19 protein-coding genes and 1 tRNA gene are annotated in these 18,292 nt (G+C 69.5%); 8 read left to right on the forward strand and 12 right to left on the reverse strand.

What is annotated here, in order from left to right; translation table 11 throughout:
• Window positions 1–43: 43 nt before the first annotated feature.
• The 4 genes from ACOZ32_RS10680 to ACOZ32_RS10695 form a co-directional block, all read right to left on the reverse strand.
• Window positions 44–1,456, reverse strand: coding sequence for a class II fumarate hydratase (locus tag ACOZ32_RS10680; RefSeq protein WP_205251853.1), 1,413 nt, complete (start codon window positions 1,454–1,456; stop codon window positions 44–46).
• A gap of 202 nt (window positions 1,457–1,658) precedes the next feature.
• Window positions 1,659–1,907, reverse strand: coding sequence for a BolA/IbaG family iron-sulfur metabolism protein (locus ACOZ32_RS10685; RefSeq protein WP_285271403.1), 249 nt, complete (start codon window positions 1,905–1,907; stop codon window positions 1,659–1,661).
• 48 nt (window positions 1,908–1,955) lie between these two features.
• Window positions 1,956–2,939, reverse strand: coding sequence for a flap endonuclease-1 (gene fen, locus ACOZ32_RS10690; RefSeq protein WP_285253128.1), 984 nt, complete (start codon window positions 2,937–2,939; stop codon window positions 1,956–1,958).
• A 48-nt stretch (window positions 2,940–2,987) separates the two neighbouring features.
• Window positions 2,988–3,569: a GNAT family N-acetyltransferase gene (locus tag ACOZ32_RS10695; protein ID WP_285253129.1), complete on the reverse strand. Its 582-nt coding sequence runs from the start codon at window positions 3,567–3,569 to the stop codon at window positions 2,988–2,990.
• Between the two features lie 89 nt (window positions 3,570–3,658).
• Here ACOZ32_RS10695 and ACOZ32_RS10700 point away from each other — a divergent pair, with 89 nt between their 5' ends.
• Both ACOZ32_RS10700 and ACOZ32_RS10705 read left to right on the forward strand, forming a co-directional pair.
• Complete coding sequence (locus tag ACOZ32_RS10700; protein WP_010902988.1) at window positions 3,659–4,060, forward strand: DUF3054 domain-containing protein; 402 nt, start codon at window positions 3,659–3,661, stop codon at window positions 4,058–4,060.
• A gap of 71 nt (window positions 4,061–4,131) precedes the next feature.
• On the forward strand, window positions 4,132–5,130 hold the full coding sequence (locus ACOZ32_RS10705; RefSeq protein WP_049892505.1) for an ornithine cyclodeaminase family protein: 999 nt from the start codon (window positions 4,132–4,134) through the stop codon (window positions 5,128–5,130).
• A 412-nt stretch (window positions 5,131–5,542) separates the two neighbouring features.
• On the opposite strand, the gene ACOZ32_RS10710 is transcribed toward ACOZ32_RS10705, so the two are convergent.
• Genes ACOZ32_RS10710 through ACOZ32_RS10725 form a run of 4 tightly spaced genes read right to left on the reverse strand, consistent with a single transcriptional unit; the run spans window position 5,543 to window position 8,209 of the window.
• Complete coding sequence (locus tag ACOZ32_RS10710) at window positions 5,543–6,499, reverse strand: presenilin family intramembrane aspartyl protease PSH (RefSeq protein ID WP_205251857.1); 957 nt, start codon at window positions 6,497–6,499, stop codon at window positions 5,543–5,545.
• A 55-nt stretch (window positions 6,500–6,554) separates the two neighbouring features.
• The gene (locus ACOZ32_RS10715; RefSeq protein ID WP_010902991.1) at window positions 6,555–6,782 is read right to left on the reverse strand and encodes an H/ACA ribonucleoprotein complex subunit GAR1; all 228 of its coding nucleotides are present in this window, start codon (window positions 6,780–6,782) and stop codon (window positions 6,555–6,557) included.
• Window positions 6,782–7,060 carry a signal recognition particle subunit SRP19 gene (gene srp19 / locus ACOZ32_RS10720; protein ID WP_205251858.1) on the reverse strand — a complete coding sequence of 93 codons (279 nt, stop codon included), beginning with the start codon at window positions 7,058–7,060 and terminating at the stop codon, window positions 6,782–6,784. The genes ACOZ32_RS10715 and srp19 overlap by 1 nt, the downstream gene beginning before the upstream one ends.
• A 39-nt stretch (window positions 7,061–7,099) precedes the next feature.
• The gene (locus ACOZ32_RS10725) at window positions 7,100–8,209 is read right to left on the reverse strand and encodes a PGF-CTERM-anchored ABC transporter substrate-binding protein (RefSeq protein WP_285271404.1); all 1,110 of its coding nucleotides are present in this window, start codon (window positions 8,207–8,209) and stop codon (window positions 7,100–7,102) included.
• Between the two features lie 59 nt (window positions 8,210–8,268).
• On the opposite strand from ACOZ32_RS10725, the gene btuC reads away from it, so the two are divergent.
• The 5 genes from btuC to ACOZ32_RS10750 all read left to right on the forward strand — a co-directional run bounded on the left by btuC (window position 8,269) and on the right by ACOZ32_RS10750 (window position 15,600).
• On the forward strand, window positions 8,269–9,378 hold the full coding sequence (gene btuC / locus ACOZ32_RS10730; protein WP_010902994.1) for a vitamin B12 ABC transporter permease BtuC: 1,110 nt from the start codon (window positions 8,269–8,271) through the stop codon (window positions 9,376–9,378).
• Window positions 9,375–10,571, forward strand: a complete 1,197-nt coding sequence (locus tag ACOZ32_RS10735; protein ID WP_424335212.1) for a heme ABC transporter ATP-binding protein — start codon at window positions 9,375–9,377, stop codon at window positions 10,569–10,571. The genes btuC and ACOZ32_RS10735 overlap by 4 nt, the downstream gene beginning before the upstream one ends.
• Before the next feature lie 49 nt (window positions 10,572–10,620).
• Window positions 10,621–12,051 (forward strand): hypothetical protein, encoded by a 1,431-nt coding sequence (locus ACOZ32_RS10740; RefSeq protein WP_205251861.1) that lies wholly within the window; start codon window positions 10,621–10,623, stop codon window positions 12,049–12,051.
• Window positions 12,052–12,187: 136 nt separating this feature from the next.
• Window positions 12,188–13,951, forward strand: a complete 1,764-nt coding sequence (locus tag ACOZ32_RS10745) for a PAS domain S-box protein (RefSeq protein ID WP_229373432.1) — start codon at window positions 12,188–12,190, stop codon at window positions 13,949–13,951.
• 2 nt (window positions 13,952–13,953) lie between these two features.
• Window positions 13,954–15,600 (forward strand): sensor histidine kinase, encoded by a 1,647-nt coding sequence (locus ACOZ32_RS10750; RefSeq protein WP_229373433.1) that lies wholly within the window; start codon window positions 13,954–13,956, stop codon window positions 15,598–15,600.
• Window positions 15,601–15,654: 54 nt separating this feature from the next.
• Here ACOZ32_RS10750 and ACOZ32_RS10755 read toward each other — a convergent pair whose 3' ends face one another.
• The 4 genes from ACOZ32_RS10755 to ACOZ32_RS10770 all read right to left on the reverse strand — a co-directional run bounded on the left by ACOZ32_RS10755 (window position 15,655) and on the right by ACOZ32_RS10770 (window position 17,540).
• Window positions 15,655–15,819 carry a hypothetical protein gene (locus tag ACOZ32_RS10755; protein ID WP_205251863.1) on the reverse strand — a complete coding sequence of 55 codons (165 nt, stop codon included), beginning with the start codon at window positions 15,817–15,819 and terminating at the stop codon, window positions 15,655–15,657.
• A 201-nt stretch (window positions 15,820–16,020) separates the two neighbouring features.
• Window positions 16,021–16,470 (reverse strand): Lrp/AsnC family transcriptional regulator, encoded by a 450-nt coding sequence (locus tag ACOZ32_RS10760; RefSeq protein ID WP_010903000.1) that lies wholly within the window; start codon window positions 16,468–16,470, stop codon window positions 16,021–16,023.
• Between the two features lie 36 nt (window positions 16,471–16,506).
• Window positions 16,507–17,307 carry an inositol monophosphatase family protein gene (locus tag ACOZ32_RS10765; RefSeq protein ID WP_010903001.1) on the reverse strand — a complete coding sequence of 267 codons (801 nt, stop codon included), beginning with the start codon at window positions 17,305–17,307 and terminating at the stop codon, window positions 16,507–16,509.
• Between the two features lie 148 nt (window positions 17,308–17,455).
• Window positions 17,456–17,540: transfer RNA gene (locus ACOZ32_RS10770), tRNA-Leu, on the reverse strand.
• Between the two features lie 105 nt (window positions 17,541–17,645).
• On the opposite strand from ACOZ32_RS10770, the gene ACOZ32_RS10775 reads away from it, so the two are divergent.
• On the forward strand, window positions 17,646–18,269 hold the full coding sequence (locus ACOZ32_RS10775; RefSeq protein ID WP_012289318.1) for a hypothetical protein: 624 nt from the start codon (window positions 17,646–17,648) through the stop codon (window positions 18,267–18,269).
• The last annotated feature ends 23 nt before the right edge of the window (window positions 18,270–18,292 follow it).

Consider the following 18,292-nt stretch of genomic DNA (forward strand, 5'->3'; position numbering starts at 1 on the left):
CGCCGTGTCAGGCCTCCCGACACAAGAAGGTGGCCGGCGCCCGCTACGTGTCGTCGCCGGAGAGGATGCCCCGGTGGGTCATCCCCTCGGGGTCGAGCACGTCAGCGGCCTCCGCCTCCGAGAGGTATCCCTTCTCGACGACGACCTCGGTGACGGTTTTCCCCTCCTTCAGCGCGGCCTTCGCGACCTCGCTGGCCTTGTCGTAGCCGATCGTGGGGTTGAGCGCGGTCGCCAGCGCCATCGAGCGCTCGACCTGCGCCTCGCAGGCGGCCTCGTTGGCTTCGAGCTTGGCGACGAACTTCTCGCCGAAGGCAGCGCTCGCGTTGGCGAGCATGTCCGCGGACTGCAGGAAGTTGTGCGCCAGCACGGGCTTGTAGAGGTTCAAGTCGATCTGCCCCTCCGCGGCCCCCGCGGCGATGGCGGCGTCGTTGCCCACGACCTGCTTGTGGACCTGGTTGACCGCCTCCGCCACCACGGGGTTGATCTTCCCGGGCATGATCGAGGAGCCGGGCTGGTTCTCGGGCTGCTCGATCTCCCCCAGCCCGTTGCGGGGGCCGGAGGCAAGCAGCCGGAGGTCGTTGGCGATCTTGTTCAGCGACCCCGCGACCGTGCGCAGCGCGCCGTGGGCCTCGTTCATGGCGTCGTGGGCGGCCTGCGCCTCGAAGTGGTTGTCCGCCTCACGGAACGCAACGCCGGTCTCCTCGCTGATGTAGCCGGCCGCCGTCTCCGGGAACTCGGGGTGGGTGTTCAGCCCGGTGCCGACGGCGGTGCCGCCGAGCGCGAGCTCCGAGAGGCGCGGGGCGACAGCCTCGATGCGGTCGATGCCCTTCTCGACTTGGGTGCGGTAGCCGCCGAACTCCTGGCCCAACCGCACCGGCGTGGCGTCCTGCAAGTGCGTGCGCCCGGTCTTCACGACGCCGTCGAACGCGTCCGCTTTGTCGTCGAGTTCCGCTGCCAGCGTCTCCAGGCCGGGTTTGACGTCGTTGACGAGCGCGTCGAGGCTCGCCACGTGCATCGCGGTCGGGATCACGTCGTTGCTGGACTGGCCGTAGTTCACGTGGTCGTTGGGATGCACGACGCGATCCCCGATCTCCTCGCCGAGGAGCTCCGCGGCGCGGTTCGCGATGACCTCGTTGGCGTTCATGTTCGAGGACGTCCCGGACCCGGTCTGGAAGACGTCGACCGGGAACTGGTCGTCGTGCTCGCCGGCGATGACCTCGTCGGCGGCCGCGACGATGGCGTCGGCGCGCTCGTCGTCAACGAGGCCGAGGTCGCGGTTCGCCTGCGCGGCGGCCTTCTTGACGACGCCGAGCGCGCGCACGAACCGCCGCCCGAACGCGATCCCCGAGATCGGGAAGTTCTCGATCGCGCGCTGGGTCTGTGCCCCCCAGTAGGCGTCAGCGGGCACCTGCATCTCGCCGAGGCTGTCCTGCTCCGTGCGGTAATCCTCGCTCATACGTGGGCGGTCTCCCGGCGGCGCGTAAAAGCCATCGGAACCAGTCGCCGTGGTTGAACACACGCCCTGACGGACCGACCCGAATCGGCGGCGTGTATGCACCCCAGACGGCACGCGCAGCGGCCTGCAGTTCCCGGCCAAGTGGGCTGGCGACGGTCGGCCGCGACCCCGCGGCCCGCCGGCTACCGAGCGCCCGCGTGGCTCATGCGTCGCGGTCGCTGCGTGGTCGTGTCGTGAGCTCCAGTGCGTGGATCTCAGTCGTCATGGCGTCGCCGAGCGCGTCGTACACCATCTCGTGTTGGTCGACCAGCGACACGCCCTCGAAGGCCGGGGAGACAACGACGGCTTCGAGGTGGTCGTCGTCGTGGGGGCCACGCGCCCGCGACACGGTGGCGCTGCAGTCCGCCTCGAACCCGGCTTCGATCCGCGCTTCGATGTCGGCGAGATCCATGCCTGTGCGTGAGCGCGCGATCGGTAAACACTCCCGGATCAGCGCCGGTCACGTCCACCGGTCGAGGCCGGTCTGTGCGGCCGCGGCGTCGATGCGCTCGAACCCCCGGGCGACCGCGTCGGCGTCGACCTCCCACTCGTCGGTGACGAACGCGCGGGCCGCGTCGATGGCCGGCGACACGTCGGGGTCGACCACGTAGTCGTCGGTCACGTCGGGGTTCAAGAACAGCTCCCGGATGCGGTCGCCGTGGGCGACGTGCTCGCCTTCGGCCGCCAGCACGTCCCAGAGGTCGCCGTGCTCGCCGATCGCGTCCAGGGCCGTTGTCGGTCCGAACCCGTCGATCCCGGGGTTGAAATCCGTCCCACAGAGGATCCCGACGTCGACGAGTTGCTCCCACGTCAGGTCGTGTTCGGCGAGCGTCGCGTCGAAGTCCATCAGCTCCGGGTGGCCGGAGCTCGTGAGCTGGCGCAGCGTCACCGGCGACCCAAGCAGCAGGCAGTCGTAGTCGTCGCTGCCCGCGTAGTCGACGGCGTCGTCCGTCCGCGTCATGTATGCGGCCTGTGCTTCGCCCTCCGCGGGGGCTTCGACTTGCGGGATGTCCAACAGGTCGAACAGCTCCCGGGTGGTCTCGTGGATGGTGGACGTGAGCCGTTGCGTGCGCGCGTCCAGGCGCGCCGCCTCGGCGGCGTCGCCGGCCTCGCGGGCGTCGTCGAGCTGTTCCTCGTAGCGCTCGCGTTGCTCGCGGCGGTCGGCGATCTCGTCGTCTTTGAGCTCGGTGACCCCGCCGTCCCAGACGAACACGGGCGTGAGGCCGTGTTCGAAGAACTTCGGCAGGCCCTGCACCGCGCCGACGAGGTTCGCCACTTCGGTGCCGTCGCTGGTGGTGTAGACGTCCGCGCCGGTCCACTGGACGGTCGTGGTGAGGTACTTGTACAGCCAGTTGTGGGCGTCGACGGCCACCACACTCCCTTCGAGGTCCGCGAAGGGAGTCTCCTCGATGGCCGCGAGCTGCCGGAGGTCCGCGTTCCCCATCACGCCCAGTTCGGGTGCCCGCGGTTTAACCGTTGAGCTGTGGCGGCGTTACCACTCGACTCGTGCTGGCGGCGACGCCCCACGTTTACGATCGAGAAACGCCGCCTCCTCGGGCGAGAGGTCGCGCTCCCGGTACCGGTCGAGGCCGTCCTGGTAGCCGGCCGCTCGGTGCTCGCAGGGGCGTTCCAGCACGAGCTCAGCGATGCCCGTCTCCTCGCCCGTGAATCCGAAGCCGGCCTTGTGCAGCGCCTCGTACGCGAAGGGGTTGTTGACGGCGATGCGCACGCACTCGTGGTCGCCCAGCAGGTGGGCGGCGGCGAACGCGCAGAGCCGCGCACCGATGCCCGCCCCGCGGCGGTCGCCGCGCACGGTCACGTACCGCAGCCACGCCGCGTGGGCGTCCGTGCGGTCCTCGTTGAACGAGACGGCACCCACAACGTCGTCGACGGGGTCATCAGCCGCCCGCGCGTCGGGCGGCCAGTCGTCGCCGCGCTCGGCGAGGGGCGCGCCCTCGTAGGCGACCGCCTTCCCCGTGTTCGACATCACGAACTTGCCGGCGTAACTGAACGCCTCCCAATCCAACAGCAGCGTCGGCCCGTCGTGGTGATCCCCCAGGACCGCGTAGCGCACGCTCGGCCGTTACGCCGGCAGGCCAAAAGACTGCGTGGTTGCCCCTCGAAACCGGGACATCCTTGCCCCACGAGGTGGAACCCGCGGATATGACGCTCACTGACGTCGACGGTCGCGCCGTCGCACGGTTCCTCCCGGGGGACGTGGTTGTGATCCTGGTGGTGATCCTGGCCGGCACGCTCCGCCACGGCACGTTCACGCCCCAGGAATACGCCGGCGTCCTGTTGCCGTTCCTCATCGGGTGGCTGGCCGCGGCCCCCCTCGTCGGCGCGTACAGCGCCAGCACCGTGGCGTCCAACCGGCGCGCCATCGTGCTCGCGGCCGGCACCTGGCTGGCGGCGGACCTCATCGGTCAGCTCATCCGCAACACCGCCGCGTTCCCCGGGAACGCTGACCCGACGTTCTTCCTCGTGATGTTCGCCACCGTCACGGCCGGCCTCGCGATCGCCCGGTTCATCACGCTCGTCGTCGTTGATCTCCGGGGGTCGTAATCCGGGCATCGCCAGCCCGGAGTCCCGCCGCCTCCTCAATCCTTTTCGTGGCTTCGGACGAATCAACAAGCGTGACAGCGACGATGTTCCTTTCGGCTGACGAGATCGCAGGACTGGCCACACCCGCCGACTACGTCGACGCGGTGCGCAGCGGCTACCGACAGCGCGGCGAGGGCGCGCCCGCCGAACCCCGCACCGCGCTCCTCCGCGAGGACCCCGCGGGCATGTTCACGGATTACTCCGCGCTCCTCCCGGACGACGGTGTCATGGGCGGGTACACGTACAGCGCCGGGTTCGGCTCCGGCGACGCCTGGTTCATGACGCCGCTGTACGACGCCGACTCCGGCGCGCCGCTGGCGCTGCTCGACGGCGCGTCGATGAACCCCCTCAAGACCGGGGCGGCCGGCGCGGTCGGCGTCGACGAACTCGCCCGGGCGGACGCCAGCGAGCTGGCGGTCATCGGCAGCAGCGCACAGGCCCACGGCCAAGTGCAGGCAACGGCCACCGTCCGCGACCTGGACACGATCCACGTGTACTCGCCGACCCCCGAGAGCCGCGAGTCGTTCGCCGCCGACCTCGACGCCGACCTCGACGCGTCGGTGTCGGCCGTCGAATCGAGCGCGGCCGCGGTCACGGGCGCTGACATCGTCATCACCGCCACCAGCGCCAGCGAGCCGGTGTTCGACAGCGACAACCTGGACGCCGGCACGCACGTGACCGCGATGGGCCAATACCACCCCGAGAAGCGCGAACTGGACACGGCTGCCATCGAGCGTGCGACCTACGTCCCGGACCTGCGCGGGCGCACCACGCAGGACGCGGGGTCGTTCATCGCGGCCGTCGACGCCGGCGTCGTGGACAGCGACCACATCCACGCCGAGCTCGGTGACGTCGTCGCCGGAACGGCACCCGGCCGCCAGAGCGCCGACGAGATCACCGTGTTCGACAGCGGCGGCACGGGCATCGAGACGGTGGCGGCCGCGAACATGCTGTACGAGCGCGCCGTCGAGCAGGACCTGGGCTCGGAGCTCGACTTCGCGCCCGCCAGCGAAGCGCTGTACGGCGAGTAACTACAGGTAGAGGGTGTCATAGAAGTCTTCACACACTATGATAGAGTTTCTGACTGTTATAGAGAGTTACTAGCTTAGAAAGTCGTGCACTTGGTGCACGGTATGTTGAGATGCTTAGAGAGTGCCCTTTCGTTTCCGAATTATGATCTCTCTCACTCGCTCAGCGTGGTTTGACTCAGATTGAACGAACGCTGTGAGGATGGCCTCGACGATCTCGGAGCGGCTGGCTCCGAGATCGTCACACTCAGCGACCAGTTCGTCCACTTCTCGCACAATTTCCTCGTCAACAGCGACTCCGAATTTCTCTTTTGCCATAGCTACGACAAGCTAAAAATAGCGTGCACCAAGTGTACGGCGCTTTCAATTCGTTAGAGCTGATTCAGCAAACCATGAGAACTCTTCTATGACACCCTCACAGGTAGGCAGCCACGCCGAGCGCGTCGAGGATCGGAACGCCGGCGGCGACCGCGCCGACGAGGTAGCCCGCGATCGCGCCGCCGTTCAACAGCGGCAGGCCGGCGTGGGCGCGGCCCGCGAACACCATCCGCATCAGAACCAGCAGCCCCACCAGGGTGCCCGCCATCGCGGTCAGCGGTGCTAACTCGATCCCGGCGACGACCGGCGGCGTGTCCAGGAAGAACGCCGCGCTGGCCACCATGATCGACGGCATCACGGCGTCACCGAGGCCAATGAAGTACGCGGGCCGGTCGGCGGGCGCTGCCGCCTCGCGTTCGCCCGCCTCGGCTTCGTCGGCCGTCTCGGCGGCGTCCTCGACGAACGAGTACGCCAGCGTCGTCGGAACGACCAACACGATCGGCAGCCGCAGCTCCATGACCCCGGAGGCCAGCGTGAGCATGTGCTCGGTGCCGTAGACGCTGATCGCGTCGTACACCGCCAGCACGGTCAACAGCACGATCGCGGGGAGCACGCCGAAGCTGATCCCGAACAGGGCGGCCGCGCCCATCCCCATGATCGCGCCCGCGGCGTCGATGACCCACCACTCGGGGTACGCGTACAGCGCCCCCACGAGCGCCAGGGCCGGACCCCACACCGCGAGGTTCACGCCCGCAACCACGACCGCGGGGATCGCCACGGCGAAGACGTACGACGCGACCAGGCCGCTGGTCACCAGGACGACCCCCCGGAGGATCCATTGTTTGTCGTACTTGATGACCAGCAGAATGCCGCCGGTCGCAACCAGCAGGAACGCCACGTAGACGACGCTATTGAGCGGGTTCTGTGGGTTCTCCGTGGACTGCAGGCCCGCGCTCTGGAAGGGCTCAACCAGCGCGAGCGCGCCCACTTGGACGACGACGAACAGCGCGACGACGCCGGCGAGCACGGCGGCAACACGCGTCGAATCGTTCATGCTCCGAGTGTGTGCGCGCCCCCCGTTTTGCAGCTTCGGTCTGTCGGGTGGCGGCCTACCGCTTGTAGAGGGTGTCCCCGACGAGCCCCGGCAGGTGAACGCCGTCGTCCGGTGACACCGCCAGGTAGGGGCGTTCAACCGGCCCGAACACGTCGACGACGCGGCCAACGGTGTCCAGTTGTTGGTCGACGAGCATCGCGCCGATCGGCGGGTGGGCGTCCGCGTCGGTGCGCACGACCGCGATGGTGCCCGCGGTCCGCGTGACGCTGCCGGCGCGCTCCATCAGTCCCGGAGCGCGCCGACGTACGCGGCGACGGCCTGGACGAGCGTGTTCTTCGCGTCGTCGGCGTCCTTCACCAGGACGCGGCCCGCAGCGTCCCAGTGCCGCCGTGGGTACGCCACGTCGCGCTCGACGACGGCGTCGTAGCCGACCTGCTGGACGGCGGTCGCGATCTCGTCGACGGACGGCTCCTCGACGGCAAGCTCCATGGGGACGCGGCGGCCGTCGCGGCGGGACAGCGCCGCGTCGAAGTACGCGGGCCAGATGACGTTCTCAACCATACGCGTCGCTACCGGGCGGAGGAATGAAACGGTGTCGGCCTACCGGCGTGCGACGAGCGCAGCGCCGGCCAGCGCGCACACCGCGGCTGCGACCCCGAATCCGGGTGCCGTGCCGTCCGCTGCGTCGGTGGGCGGCGTTGTCGATGTCGCCGTCGTGGTCGCCGACGGCTGTGCGTCGAGCGTCGTGTTGATGGTGGTGTTGTGAAACGCGTTCGCCATCCGCGCCATCGGCTCCACGATCCGCGGCGCGGGCTGGTTGATGTGGTTTGTGTTCACCGCAACCACGTTGCCGGTGGCGTACGCGGTGGTGTTCCGGACGACCGACGACGGCGCAACGAGCGCGGACGCCGTGGCGTCGAGGCGGTCCGCGGAGACGCCGGTCACCACGACGTCGGGGTCTTGGGAGACGATGACCTCCTCGGAGAGCTGTGGGTACGGTGAGGTGGTGTTCACGTCGGCGGCGATGTTGTGGCCGCCGGCCGCCTCGATGGCCGCGCCGATGAACGTGTTCGGGCCGGCGGTGTAGCCGTCACCGAGGTGGTAGTAGACGCGGGGCCGCGCGGAATCGGTGTCCGGCACGGCGTCCGCGATGGCGGCGACGCGGTCCCGCATCTCGGCGGTGGTGGCGGCCGCCGCCGCGCAGTTGCCCGTGAGCCGGCCGATGGTGGCGGTCTTTTCGACGACGCCGTCGATGCTCGTGGCGGCCCGGAACTGGAAGACGGTGATGCCGGCCGACCGGAGCCGCGTGACCGTGGTGTTGCGGACGGTGTTCGGCGCAAGCACCAGATCCGGGTCGAGGCCGACGACCGCTTCGACGTTCGTCTGCGAGGGTTGGCCGCCGGAGACGACCGTGCGCTGGCTGGCCGTGGGCAGATACGTGCCGAACTGGGAGACGCCCACGACGGCGTCGCGGTCGCCGAGCTCCCACATGGTTTGTGCCGCACTGGGGTTCAGCGTGACGACGCGCTCGGGCTCGCTGTCGAGTGTGATCGCGGTGTTGCTGGCGTCGGGTTCGGTGACCGGAAACGAGCACGCCCGGTCGGCGTCGGCGTGCTGTGCTGGCGGCTGTGGCGCGAACGCGCCCGCCGGAACGACCATCGTCACGGCGAGCGCCACGATCACGAGGGTGGCGAAGCGGCCCCGATGCATACACCACCGGTCTCGCGACCACAATAAATATTTGACTACCGAAAGTACGCTTGGGTTCAATGCGTGAGGCGTCCGCGAGAGCGGTGGCGTGGTCGGCGGCTGCCGGGGTGTTGCTCGTCGCGGTGCTGCTCGTGAGCGCCACGATCGGCCCGGAACCGATCACGCTGCGCACCGTTGCGATGGCCGCACTCACCGAGCTTGCGGTGCCGGTTGGCGCGTCCGTCACGATGCACACGCACGCCGTGCCCGTCGTCAGCGGTGGGCTGCCGTGGCCGGCGCTCACCATCGCGTACGCCGCCCCGCTGCAGTTCGGCGTTCCGGAGACCGCCCAGGTGATCGTCGGCACGATCCGGCTGCCGCGGATCGTGCTCGGGGCAACCGTCGGGGCGTCGCTCGCGATCTCGGGCGCAGTGCTACAGGGGTTCTTCCGGAACCCCATGGCCGACCCGTCGATCGTCGGCGTCTCCAGCGGGGCCGCCGTGGGTGCTGTCGCCGCCATCACCCTCCCGTCGGTCGTCGTCATCGGCGTGCAGCCCGCGGCCTTCGCGGGGGCGCTGATCGCGGCGTTCACTGTGTACGCCATCGCCACCAAGAACGGCCACACGCCGACCGCCACCCTCCTGCTGTCCGGCGTCGCCGTCCAGACCCTCCTGGGCGCGGTCACCTCCTTTCTGGTCGTCAACTCCGGCCGCGAGATCCGGCCCGCGATGTACTGGCTGATGGGCACCCTCCACGGCAGCCGCTGGCACGACGTCGAGGCCGCGCTCCCCGTCGTGGTCGTGGGCAGCGCCGTCCTGCTGGCGTACGCCAGGGAGATGAACGTGTTGCTGGCCGGCGAGGAGGACGCCCACACGCTGGGCGTCGACGTGGACCGAACGAAACGCCTGTTGCTCGCGGTCGCCAGCGTGGTCACCGCGGCCGCCGTCTCGTTCGCCGGCGCGATCGGGTTCGTGGGCCTCATCGTCCCCCACGCGGTCCGCCTCGTTGTCGGCCCCGACCACCGCGTGTTGCTGCCCGTGAGCGCGCTCACCGGGGGGGCGTTCCTCGTTGCCGCCGACACCGTGGCGCGCGCGACCGCCACCGAACCACCGGTGGGCATCATCACCGCCCTGATCGGCGCGCCGTTCTTCCTGTACCTGCTGCGCGACCGTGAGGTGCGCGCGCTGTGACCCTCGACGTTACCGGCCTCGACGTGGAGTTGGCCGGCACCCGCATTCTCGACGACGTCCACGCGTCCATCCGGGACGGCCACCTGGTCGGCGTCGTGGGGCCCAACGGCGCGGGCAAGTCGACGCTGCTGCGCGCCATGAACGGCCTCATCACGCCGACCGCCGGGACGGTGCTGGTCGCGGGCGACGACGTCCACGCGCTGTCCTCGGCGGCCGCCAGCCGCCGCATCGCGACCGTCCCCCAGGACGCCAGCGTCTCGTTCGAGTTCACCGTGCGACAGGTCGTCGAGATGGGACGCCACCCCCACACGACGCGGTTCGGGACCGACACCGACACGGCGGTCGTCGACCGCGCGATGGCGCGGACGGGCGTCGCGCAGTTCGCCGCCCGCGACGTGACCTCGCTGTCCGGCGGCGAGCGCCAACGCGTGTTGCTGGCGCGCGCGCTCGCCCAGGCGGCACCCGTCCTCCTGCTGGACGAACCAACCGCAAGCCTGGACGTCAACCACCAGATCCGGACGCTGGAGGTGGTTCGTGACCTCGCCGACAGCGAGGACCGCGCTGTGGTCGCCGCGATCCACGACCTCGATCTGGCGGCGCGATACTGCGATGAGCTGGTGGTGGTGGCTGACGGGCGCGTGCACGACGCCGGCGCGCCCCGCAGCGTGCTCACGCCCGACACCATCCGGGCGGCCTTCGACGCCAGGGTTGCCGTCGGCACGGACCCCGCGACGGGCGCAGTGACGGTGACCCCGCTTCCCGACCGCACGTCCGCGGCCGCCGACACCAGCGTGCACGTCGTCGGCGGCGGCGACAGCGCCACACCGGTCGTCCGCCGCCTCGTCTCCGCCGGCGCTTCCGTGAGCGTCGGCCCCGTCGTCGAGGGGGACACCGACCACGAAACCGCACGCCGCGTTGGCTGTCCGTGTACCAGCGTCGCGCCGTTCACTCGCCTCGAAGACACGACCGCCGCGTCGGCGACCCGCGCCGACATCGCGGCCGCCGACGGTGTCGCGGTGCCGGTTGCGGCCGCGGCCCGGCCCGGCGTTCGGGGCCTGCTGACCGACACCGTCCCGACGCTTGCTGTCGGCGACGCGGCGGGTGCTCCGGAGTGGGCCGACAGGCTCGTGGCCTGCGACGCTGTCGTGTCCGCAGTCGGTGCACTTGCCGACACACCGTCGGACGGGGTGTAGGCGGTCACGGCCGGACAAGCTATGCGTATTGGGAACGTATTACGTGGACATGGATCGCACGGCAGCCATCAGGCTGGCCGGCATCACCGTCGTGGTGACGGCCGCGGTGGTCGCCAGTCAGCCGGCAGTGTTCGAACATACGGCCGACCGGGGTGCAGACAGAGCGCCGCCCGCGACGGCCAACGGCGCCGCAACACCCCACTCGGAGACGATCCACAAATCCGTCGTGCTCTCCAAGACGCCGGACGAACCCGGCCGCATCGACGCCACAGTCACCTACGACATCCCCGCCTCCGTGACCGAACTCTCGGTGTCCCCGCCGAACCGCACGACACGCGTGTCAGCCAGTGGATTCGACCCGAGCACCGACGGCTACGAGTGGACCGGCCGACAGGACGCACCAACGCTTCGCATAACGGTCACCGCCAACCAGAGCGCCGCCGCGCCGCCCAGCGACGAGCGCCACCAGGCCGGCGAGTACTCGTTCGTGGACGCCGGCGACTGGGCACTCGTCACGGTGCCCACGGTGCGGACCAGCTGGCGGTGGTCGGACGCCGACGACGTGTCCGTCTCGGTGTCGGAATCGGTCTCCGTCGACGGCCCCGGCGCGACTGGCGGCGAAATCGCCTACCTCGGGCCGGTCATCGAGCGCACGCGCACCGCTCACGGACAGACCATCACGCTCGTCACCCCCGAGCGCGCCGGCCTCGTGGAACCGCCGGCGGCGATCCTGGACACCGTCACCGCGGCCGCAGGCCGCCTCCAGGTCGGCGGGCGCGACGATCACGTCTGGCTCCTGGCAGCCCCACGAGCGCCGCTCCTCGGGCCGCGGGGCGTCGAGTACGGCGGCAGTGACGCCTGGGTGGGAGCCGACGAACGGCTCAACACCGCCACGAACGTCTGGCTGCACGAATACGTCCACACGCGCCAGGCGTACGACACGACCGCCTCCGCCAGGTGGACCATCGAGGCCACCGCCCAGTACTACGCCGCGTTGCTGTCGCTGCGGCTCAACGCCACGACCAACGCCGCGTTCCGACGAACGATCGCGAAAGGCGCCGACGAGCCGTGGCGCAGCGCCGTGCTGTCCACCCCGGAGACGTGGGCTGTCGGCGCGAACTACCGGAAGGGCGCGCTCGTCTGGGGCGCGCTCGACCGCCGCGTCCGCAGTGCCACGGACCGGACGGCGGACGGGCAAGCGGTCCTCCGGCGGCTGAACGACCGCGAACAGCCGGTGTCGAACGCGGACGTGGTGGCTGCCGTGGCGGCAGCCGGCGACGACGACGCCGCGGCGGCCACGAAGCGGGACACGACATCCCCGACGGCCCCGTCGATGTGGCCCCCGACCGCTCGCCCCGCCCCACTGGACTCGCCCGCCGGATCGGCACCCATCGGCCAGCCCGCTCGCGGCCCGCTCCCGCCGTTGAACGGCGCGCTCGCTCCGGCAGCCACCACGACAGCCACGGCCCACCATCGGTGACCGTACACCTCCCGCCGATCACGCGTGGTGGTCGGCGCCGGCGCCACTTCTCACCCCGCGAAACGAACGCACGCCGTTTATGACACCCGACCTCCACAGTCGAACACGACACAGCTGCCCGGCGAGGTGCCCACCGATGACACACACCCCACCACACTCGTACGCCGACGTGCTCGCCGCCGTCACGGACCCCGTGGTTGTCGTCCAGCATGGAACCGTCACGTTCGCGAACCCGGCGTTCAGCGAGCTCACCGGCGTTGCCGACCCGGTCGGAGCGCCCATCAGATCGTTCGCCCCACAGGACACCGCCTCGGACCTCGATCGCTTCTGTGACGCGGTGGCGGCCGGCAACGCCACCCGGACGCACGCCCGGGTCGTGCTCGCCGGCGCGGACACCGACCGCCGGCTGGTCACCGTCGACGCCACACGCCTCAACGCTGCCCACCAGGACGCGCCCGCGACGGCGCTCGTGGTGGTCGCTGCGCCCGAATCCGGCATGGAATGGGCGCACCACGAGCGCATTCTCGACGCCCTCCCGGTGGGCTCGTTTCGCACCCGCCTCGGGGACGGGGTGCTCCTCGGCGTCAACGACGAGCTGGTGGCGTTCGCCGACGCCCCGTCGAAGGCCGCGCTCCGCGGCCGCCCGGCCACGGAGTTCTACGCAACCCCGGCGGCGCGCGAGGAGATCGTCGCCACGCTGCGCGCCGACGGCGTCGTCACGGAGACCGAACTCGAACTCGAAACGCTGGCCGGCAACACCGTCTGGGGGACGCTCACGGCGGTCACGGTCACGCACGACGGCACCACCGTGGTCGATGGCGCCATCCGGGACGTGACCGAGCGCCGCCAACTCGAAACCGAGCTTCGCCAGCGCGCGCGGCGGTTCCGCCGCATGTTCAAACACCACTCCGCGCCGATGCTGCTGATCGACCCGGACTCGGGGGGCATCCAGAACGCCAACGACGCCGCCGCGGCGTTCTACGGCTACTCGGTCAGCGAACTCACGGGCATGACCGTGACCGACCTCAACACGCTGCCCAGTGGTGCCCTCGACACCCACCGCGGCCAAGCCGAGGAGGGGGACCGCAACCACTTCGTCTTCGAACACGAGCTGGCCGACGGCGAGCGCAGAACCGTCGAGATCCACTCCTCGCCGATCGAACTCGACACCGACACCGTGCTGTTCTCGATCGTGGTCGATGTCACCGAGCGCGCCGACTACGAGGCCCGCCTGGAGACGCAACGCGACAACCTCGACGTCCTCAATCAGGTGCTTCGCCACGACATCCGCAACGACCTCCAGCTCGTGCTCGCGTACGCCGACATGCTGGCCGGGGAACTCGACGGCGAACACGCCGACTACATCGAACGCGTCCTGGAGAGCGCCGACCACGCCGTCGAGCTGACGAAGACCGCCCGCGACATCGCGGACGTGATGCTCACCGACCCCGACGCCGACCACGTCATGTCACTGCGCGCGACGCTGAAGGCCGAGTTGGCCGAAGTACGGTCGTCGTTCCCCAGTGCGGCCGTGACCGTCGACGGCTCGATCCCGGACGTCACGGTCCACGGCAACAACATGCTCGACTCGGTGTTCCGCAACCTCCTGAAAAACGCCATTCAGCACAACGACCAGGACAGCCCCGAAGTCACTGTGTCGGCGGACTGCACCGACGACAACACGGCCACGATCCACGTCGCGGACAACGGCCCCGGCGTGCCCGACGCGCAGAAGGACGCCATCTTCGGCAAGGGCGAAACCGGACTGGACAGCGACGGCACCGGCATGGGGTTGTATCTGGTCGACACGCTCGTGGACTCCGTGGGCGGCCGTGTCACGGTGTCGGACAACGACCCCACCGGCGCGGTGTTCTCGGTGACGCTCCGCACGGGGCCGTAACCGTGCGCTCTCAGACCCTCTTCGCGGTCATCCTCGTGGTGACGGCGCTCGTCCTCGGCGGCGCGACCTACGCGGGGTTCCAGGCCTACCAGAACGCCGTCGTCGACAAGCACACGACCACTGTCGAACGGAACACGGCGCTCGTCAGGACCGAACTGGATGCCCAACTCAAAACCCACGAGCAGTCCGTCGAACTGTGGGCCACACGCCCCGGCGTTCGCGCACACGGCACCGCCAGACAGCGATCCGCCCTCCGGGCGCTCGTCAACAACTCCGCGTTCGCCGGCGCATCCGTGATCGCAGCGAACGGCACGATGACCGCGCTCGCCGCGCCACAGTCGGACGCCGCCAGCGTCGTCGGCTCCGACTTCGGGGACCGCAGGTACGTGCAGCGCGCGCTCGCCGGCACCACCTACATCAGCAACCCGGTTCCCGCGGAGACCGGCACCAACGTCGTCGTCGTGAGCACGCCGGTCCGCCGCGACGGCGACATCGTCGCCACGCTGAACGGCGCGGTGTACCTCTCGGAGACCGGCGCGTTCGATCTGCTGCGGTCGGACCTCCCGGATTCGTCGGGTGTCACGGTCACCACCGACGGCGGCGCGGACATCTACCACCGTCCGCCGTCGCCGAACCGGTCGGTGACCACCCACACGGCCCCCCTCTCGGAGGCCGACTGGGTGGTCTCCGTCTCCGAGTCCCGCGCGGTCATCGGGCCGACGATCCAACGGCTCACGCTCCTCCAGACGGGGAGCGTGATCAGCGTGTTCGCGGTCATCGCGGTGTTCGGCTGGTGGAACTACCGCCGCAACCTCGCGCAAGTCGAAGCCCTGATCGACGGGTTCCGCGCGCTCCGCGACGGCGCGTACGGCACCCACGTCGACGTCGGCGGGGCCGACGAATGGGAGCGCATCGGCACCGGGTTCAACGAGATGAGCGACACCATCGACCAGTCGGTGGCCGAGAACCGCGAACGCGCCCGCCAACTGCACGTCCTCGATCGCGTGCTGCGGCACACGCTGCGCAACGAACTGAACGTGGTTCGTGGCCGCGCGGAACTCGTCGCCAGCCACGCCACCGGCGAGGCGGCCGCCCACGCCGCGCACATCATCTCGCGGTGTGACTCCCTGGTTGAAACCGCCGACAAGGAACGCGCGATCAGTGCCGTGTTGGACACGGACACCACGCCCGAGCCCCTGGACGTGGCGCGCATCACGGAGACCGTCGTCGAGCGCGCGCAGGCCGACGCCCCGAACGCCGACCTCACAGTCGACACGCCCCCGACCGCCGTCGCCGCCGCCGTCCCCCAGATCGGCACGGCGATCCAGGAGGTCGTCACGAACGCGATCCAGCACGCCGACTGCACGGCCCCGCAGGTCAGCGTCTCCGTCTCCGAGCCCACGGCCACCGAGGGCATGGATCACGTCCGGATCACCGTCTCCGACCACGGGCCGGGCATCCCACGCATGGAACGTCGCGTGCTCAACGGCGACGACGCCATCGACGCGCTGCACCACAGCCAGGGGCTGGGGCTCTGGCTGGTCTACTGGGCGGTCACCCACTCCGACGGCGACCTCGACTTCGAGGACAACACGCCCCAGGGGTCCGTCGTCACGATCAGGCTGCCGGCGCGCGACGACACCGCGTGACCGCGCCCGCTGGGGTCGCCACCGCGGGCGATCCGGCACGCACCATCGGACGCCCTAGGTGTCGTTCAGTCGTGCCAGTTCCACCGTCTGATCGGGCGGTAACTCCGCGGTCTCGCAGGCCTGTAACACCTCCCGGATGTGGTAGTTCTTCTCCGTGTGGTCAGTGGCTTGGAGTGCGGCTTCGAGGTGATCGATACACCCATCGCACAATTCGACCATACTGTACGGTCAGAAACAACATGTCATATACGTATCGGAATTTGCTCTAGGCGACGCGAAATCGAACCCGCCATCGACGGCGCAGACGACACCACAGCCGTGGGGGTGATCGCGCACGCTCGACGCCCGCCGTGGGGCAGGCGCTGGTCCGAACGCGCGGCCGGTACGTCGCCCGACAAGCGGTTGCCGCCGGGCGTGCGTTCACAGCGGCAGTTCCGGCGATTCGTACTCGGTCCCCAACACGACCATCGTCTGGGAGCGCGCGAACCCGTCCATGTCAGCGATCTCCTCGAACATGAGTGCGCGCAAATGGTCGGTGTCCTCGGCGACGAGACGCAGGATCACGTCCCACTCGCCGGTCGTGAGGTTGACCTCTCGAACACCCTCGATGCCGGTGAGCCGGTCGAGGGTTTCGTCCTCCCGGCCCTGTTCGACGCGCAGCCCCACGAACGCGGTGGTTCCGAGCCCGACCGCCTTCGGGTCGACGTCGGCGTGATAGCCGCGGATCACGCCCGCCTCCTCCAGGCGGCTGACGCGGTCATGCACCGTCGCCGAGGACATGTCTATCTCGCGGGCGATCTCGCTGAACGGCTTCCGGGCGTCGGCCTGCAGCGCGCGCAGGATCTCGCGGTCCGTGTCGTCTACATCCATGTGTCCGCGGTAGACGGTGCCAACGCCAATACCTTACTACTCGGCCGCAGCGCGGATCTCCTGGGCGGCGGCCAACACGGCGTCGTGTGCGGTCCCGTTCGACGCGACGAGCCCGGTCGCGCCCGGCGTCCAACGCGTTCCGTCGATGTCGGTCACGACGCCGCCCGCCTGCCGAACCAGATGGACGCCGGCGACGCTGTCCCAGGGGTTGGCGACGACGTTCGTGATCGTGGCCTCCAGTTGGCCGCTCGCGACCATCGACAACACGGCCTGCGCGCAGCCGTACCGGCGCATGTCGCCGAACCGCTCGACGATCGCGGCGCAGGCGGCGGCGTACTCGTCGCGGCGGTCGAAATCCCACCAGATCGTGGGCGCGACCACGAACGTCTCGGGGTCGGTTTTCTCACTGACCGAGATCGGCGTGCCGTTCAGCGTGGCCCCGTCAGCGCCCGCAATGTACGTGTCTTCGAGCGCCGGGAACCGATTACACGCCGCGACCGGGGTGCCGTCCACGACCGCGGCGACCGCGGTCGCCCACAGCTGGGTGTCACGCACGAAGTTGTTCGTGCCGTCGATCGGGTCGATCACCCAGGCGGCGCCGGCGTCGGGTACCGTCTTCAGCGCGTCGGCTTCCTCGCCGACGATGGTGTCCTCGTCGTAGACGGCGTCGATCACGTCGACGACGCGGCGCTGGGCGGTGCGGTCGGCCTCCGTGACGACGTCCGTCTTCCCGGATTTCGTTTCGACGTCGATGCCGGTTCGGAACGCGTCGAGCGCAACCGCGCCGCCCGTGCGTGCCGCCCGCTCGGCGACCGAAACGCGGTCGGTGTCGTGCATGCCACCAGCACGGGTGGCCCGGTGCAAAGAGCCGTCGGTCTGGGTCAGCGACTCCGGCTGTCGCTGGTGGCGTGTAACAGTGTGTTTTGCGAGGGAAGTCCGTCCCGTGGACTTCCCGCATCCCGCGGCGCACAGTGTGCGCCGGCGATGCGAGGGAAGGGATTCGAACCCTCGAACTCCTACGAGAACGGATCTTGAGTCCGTCGCCGTTGGCCGAGCTTGGCTACCCTCGCACGCATTCAGCTTTCGGCGAGGTAGTTGTTTAGTCGTTGCGAATCTGGTCGGTTCGGGTGAAGGATTTATCATGGACGATGACAATGGTCTACTGTGACCGTCCAGTGACAGCCTGGATCGATCCCAACGAAACGCGGTCGAACTGGGGGCAAGACCAAGACGACACGCTTCCGGACCGCGCTCGGCCGACGATCGAACGCGCGGCTGAGACCGGGCTGCCGTTCCAGTACCGCGAGCAGCGGTACTTCGACGGAACGCTCTCGGACGTGCGCCTGGATGGCATCGAATACACCTCCGGCGAGTACGTTGTCAACGGCGGTGTGATGGGCGATCACGCGCTGAAGCTGCACGCACGGGGCCTGATCTGGGTCACCGAAGAGCCCGCACAGTGTCGCCGATTCAAACTCCAAGTCGTCCGCGACAGCCCGCCGGCCGACACCGTCCCGTACGGCGACTACGACGTTTGGCAGCGCTACCAGTTCGGGAGCGTCACCGTCGACCCGATCGAGGGGCCGACGTTCGAACCCGACGACAACGACATCCAGACCGAGCGCACGACGGCGCCGTTCGGCGCGCTGTTGAAGCCGGTTCGGCTCCACGTCTCCGAGCTCGAACTCATCCGGAACCCGTCGTTCGCCCAGTACCGGCTCGAAGAGCGCGAGGAGTGGGAGGAGTACGGTGCCGTGTTCCGCTGGAAGGGCAACGCCTTCCAGCAACGCGTCGAGTAACCGTCGAAACCGCTAACACACGG

The organism is Halobacterium sp. MBLA0001 (genome assembly GCF_049705385.1).
In the GTDB taxonomy this organism is placed as follows: Archaea; Halobacteriota; Halobacteria; order Halobacteriales; family Halobacteriaceae; genus Halobacterium; species Halobacterium salinarum.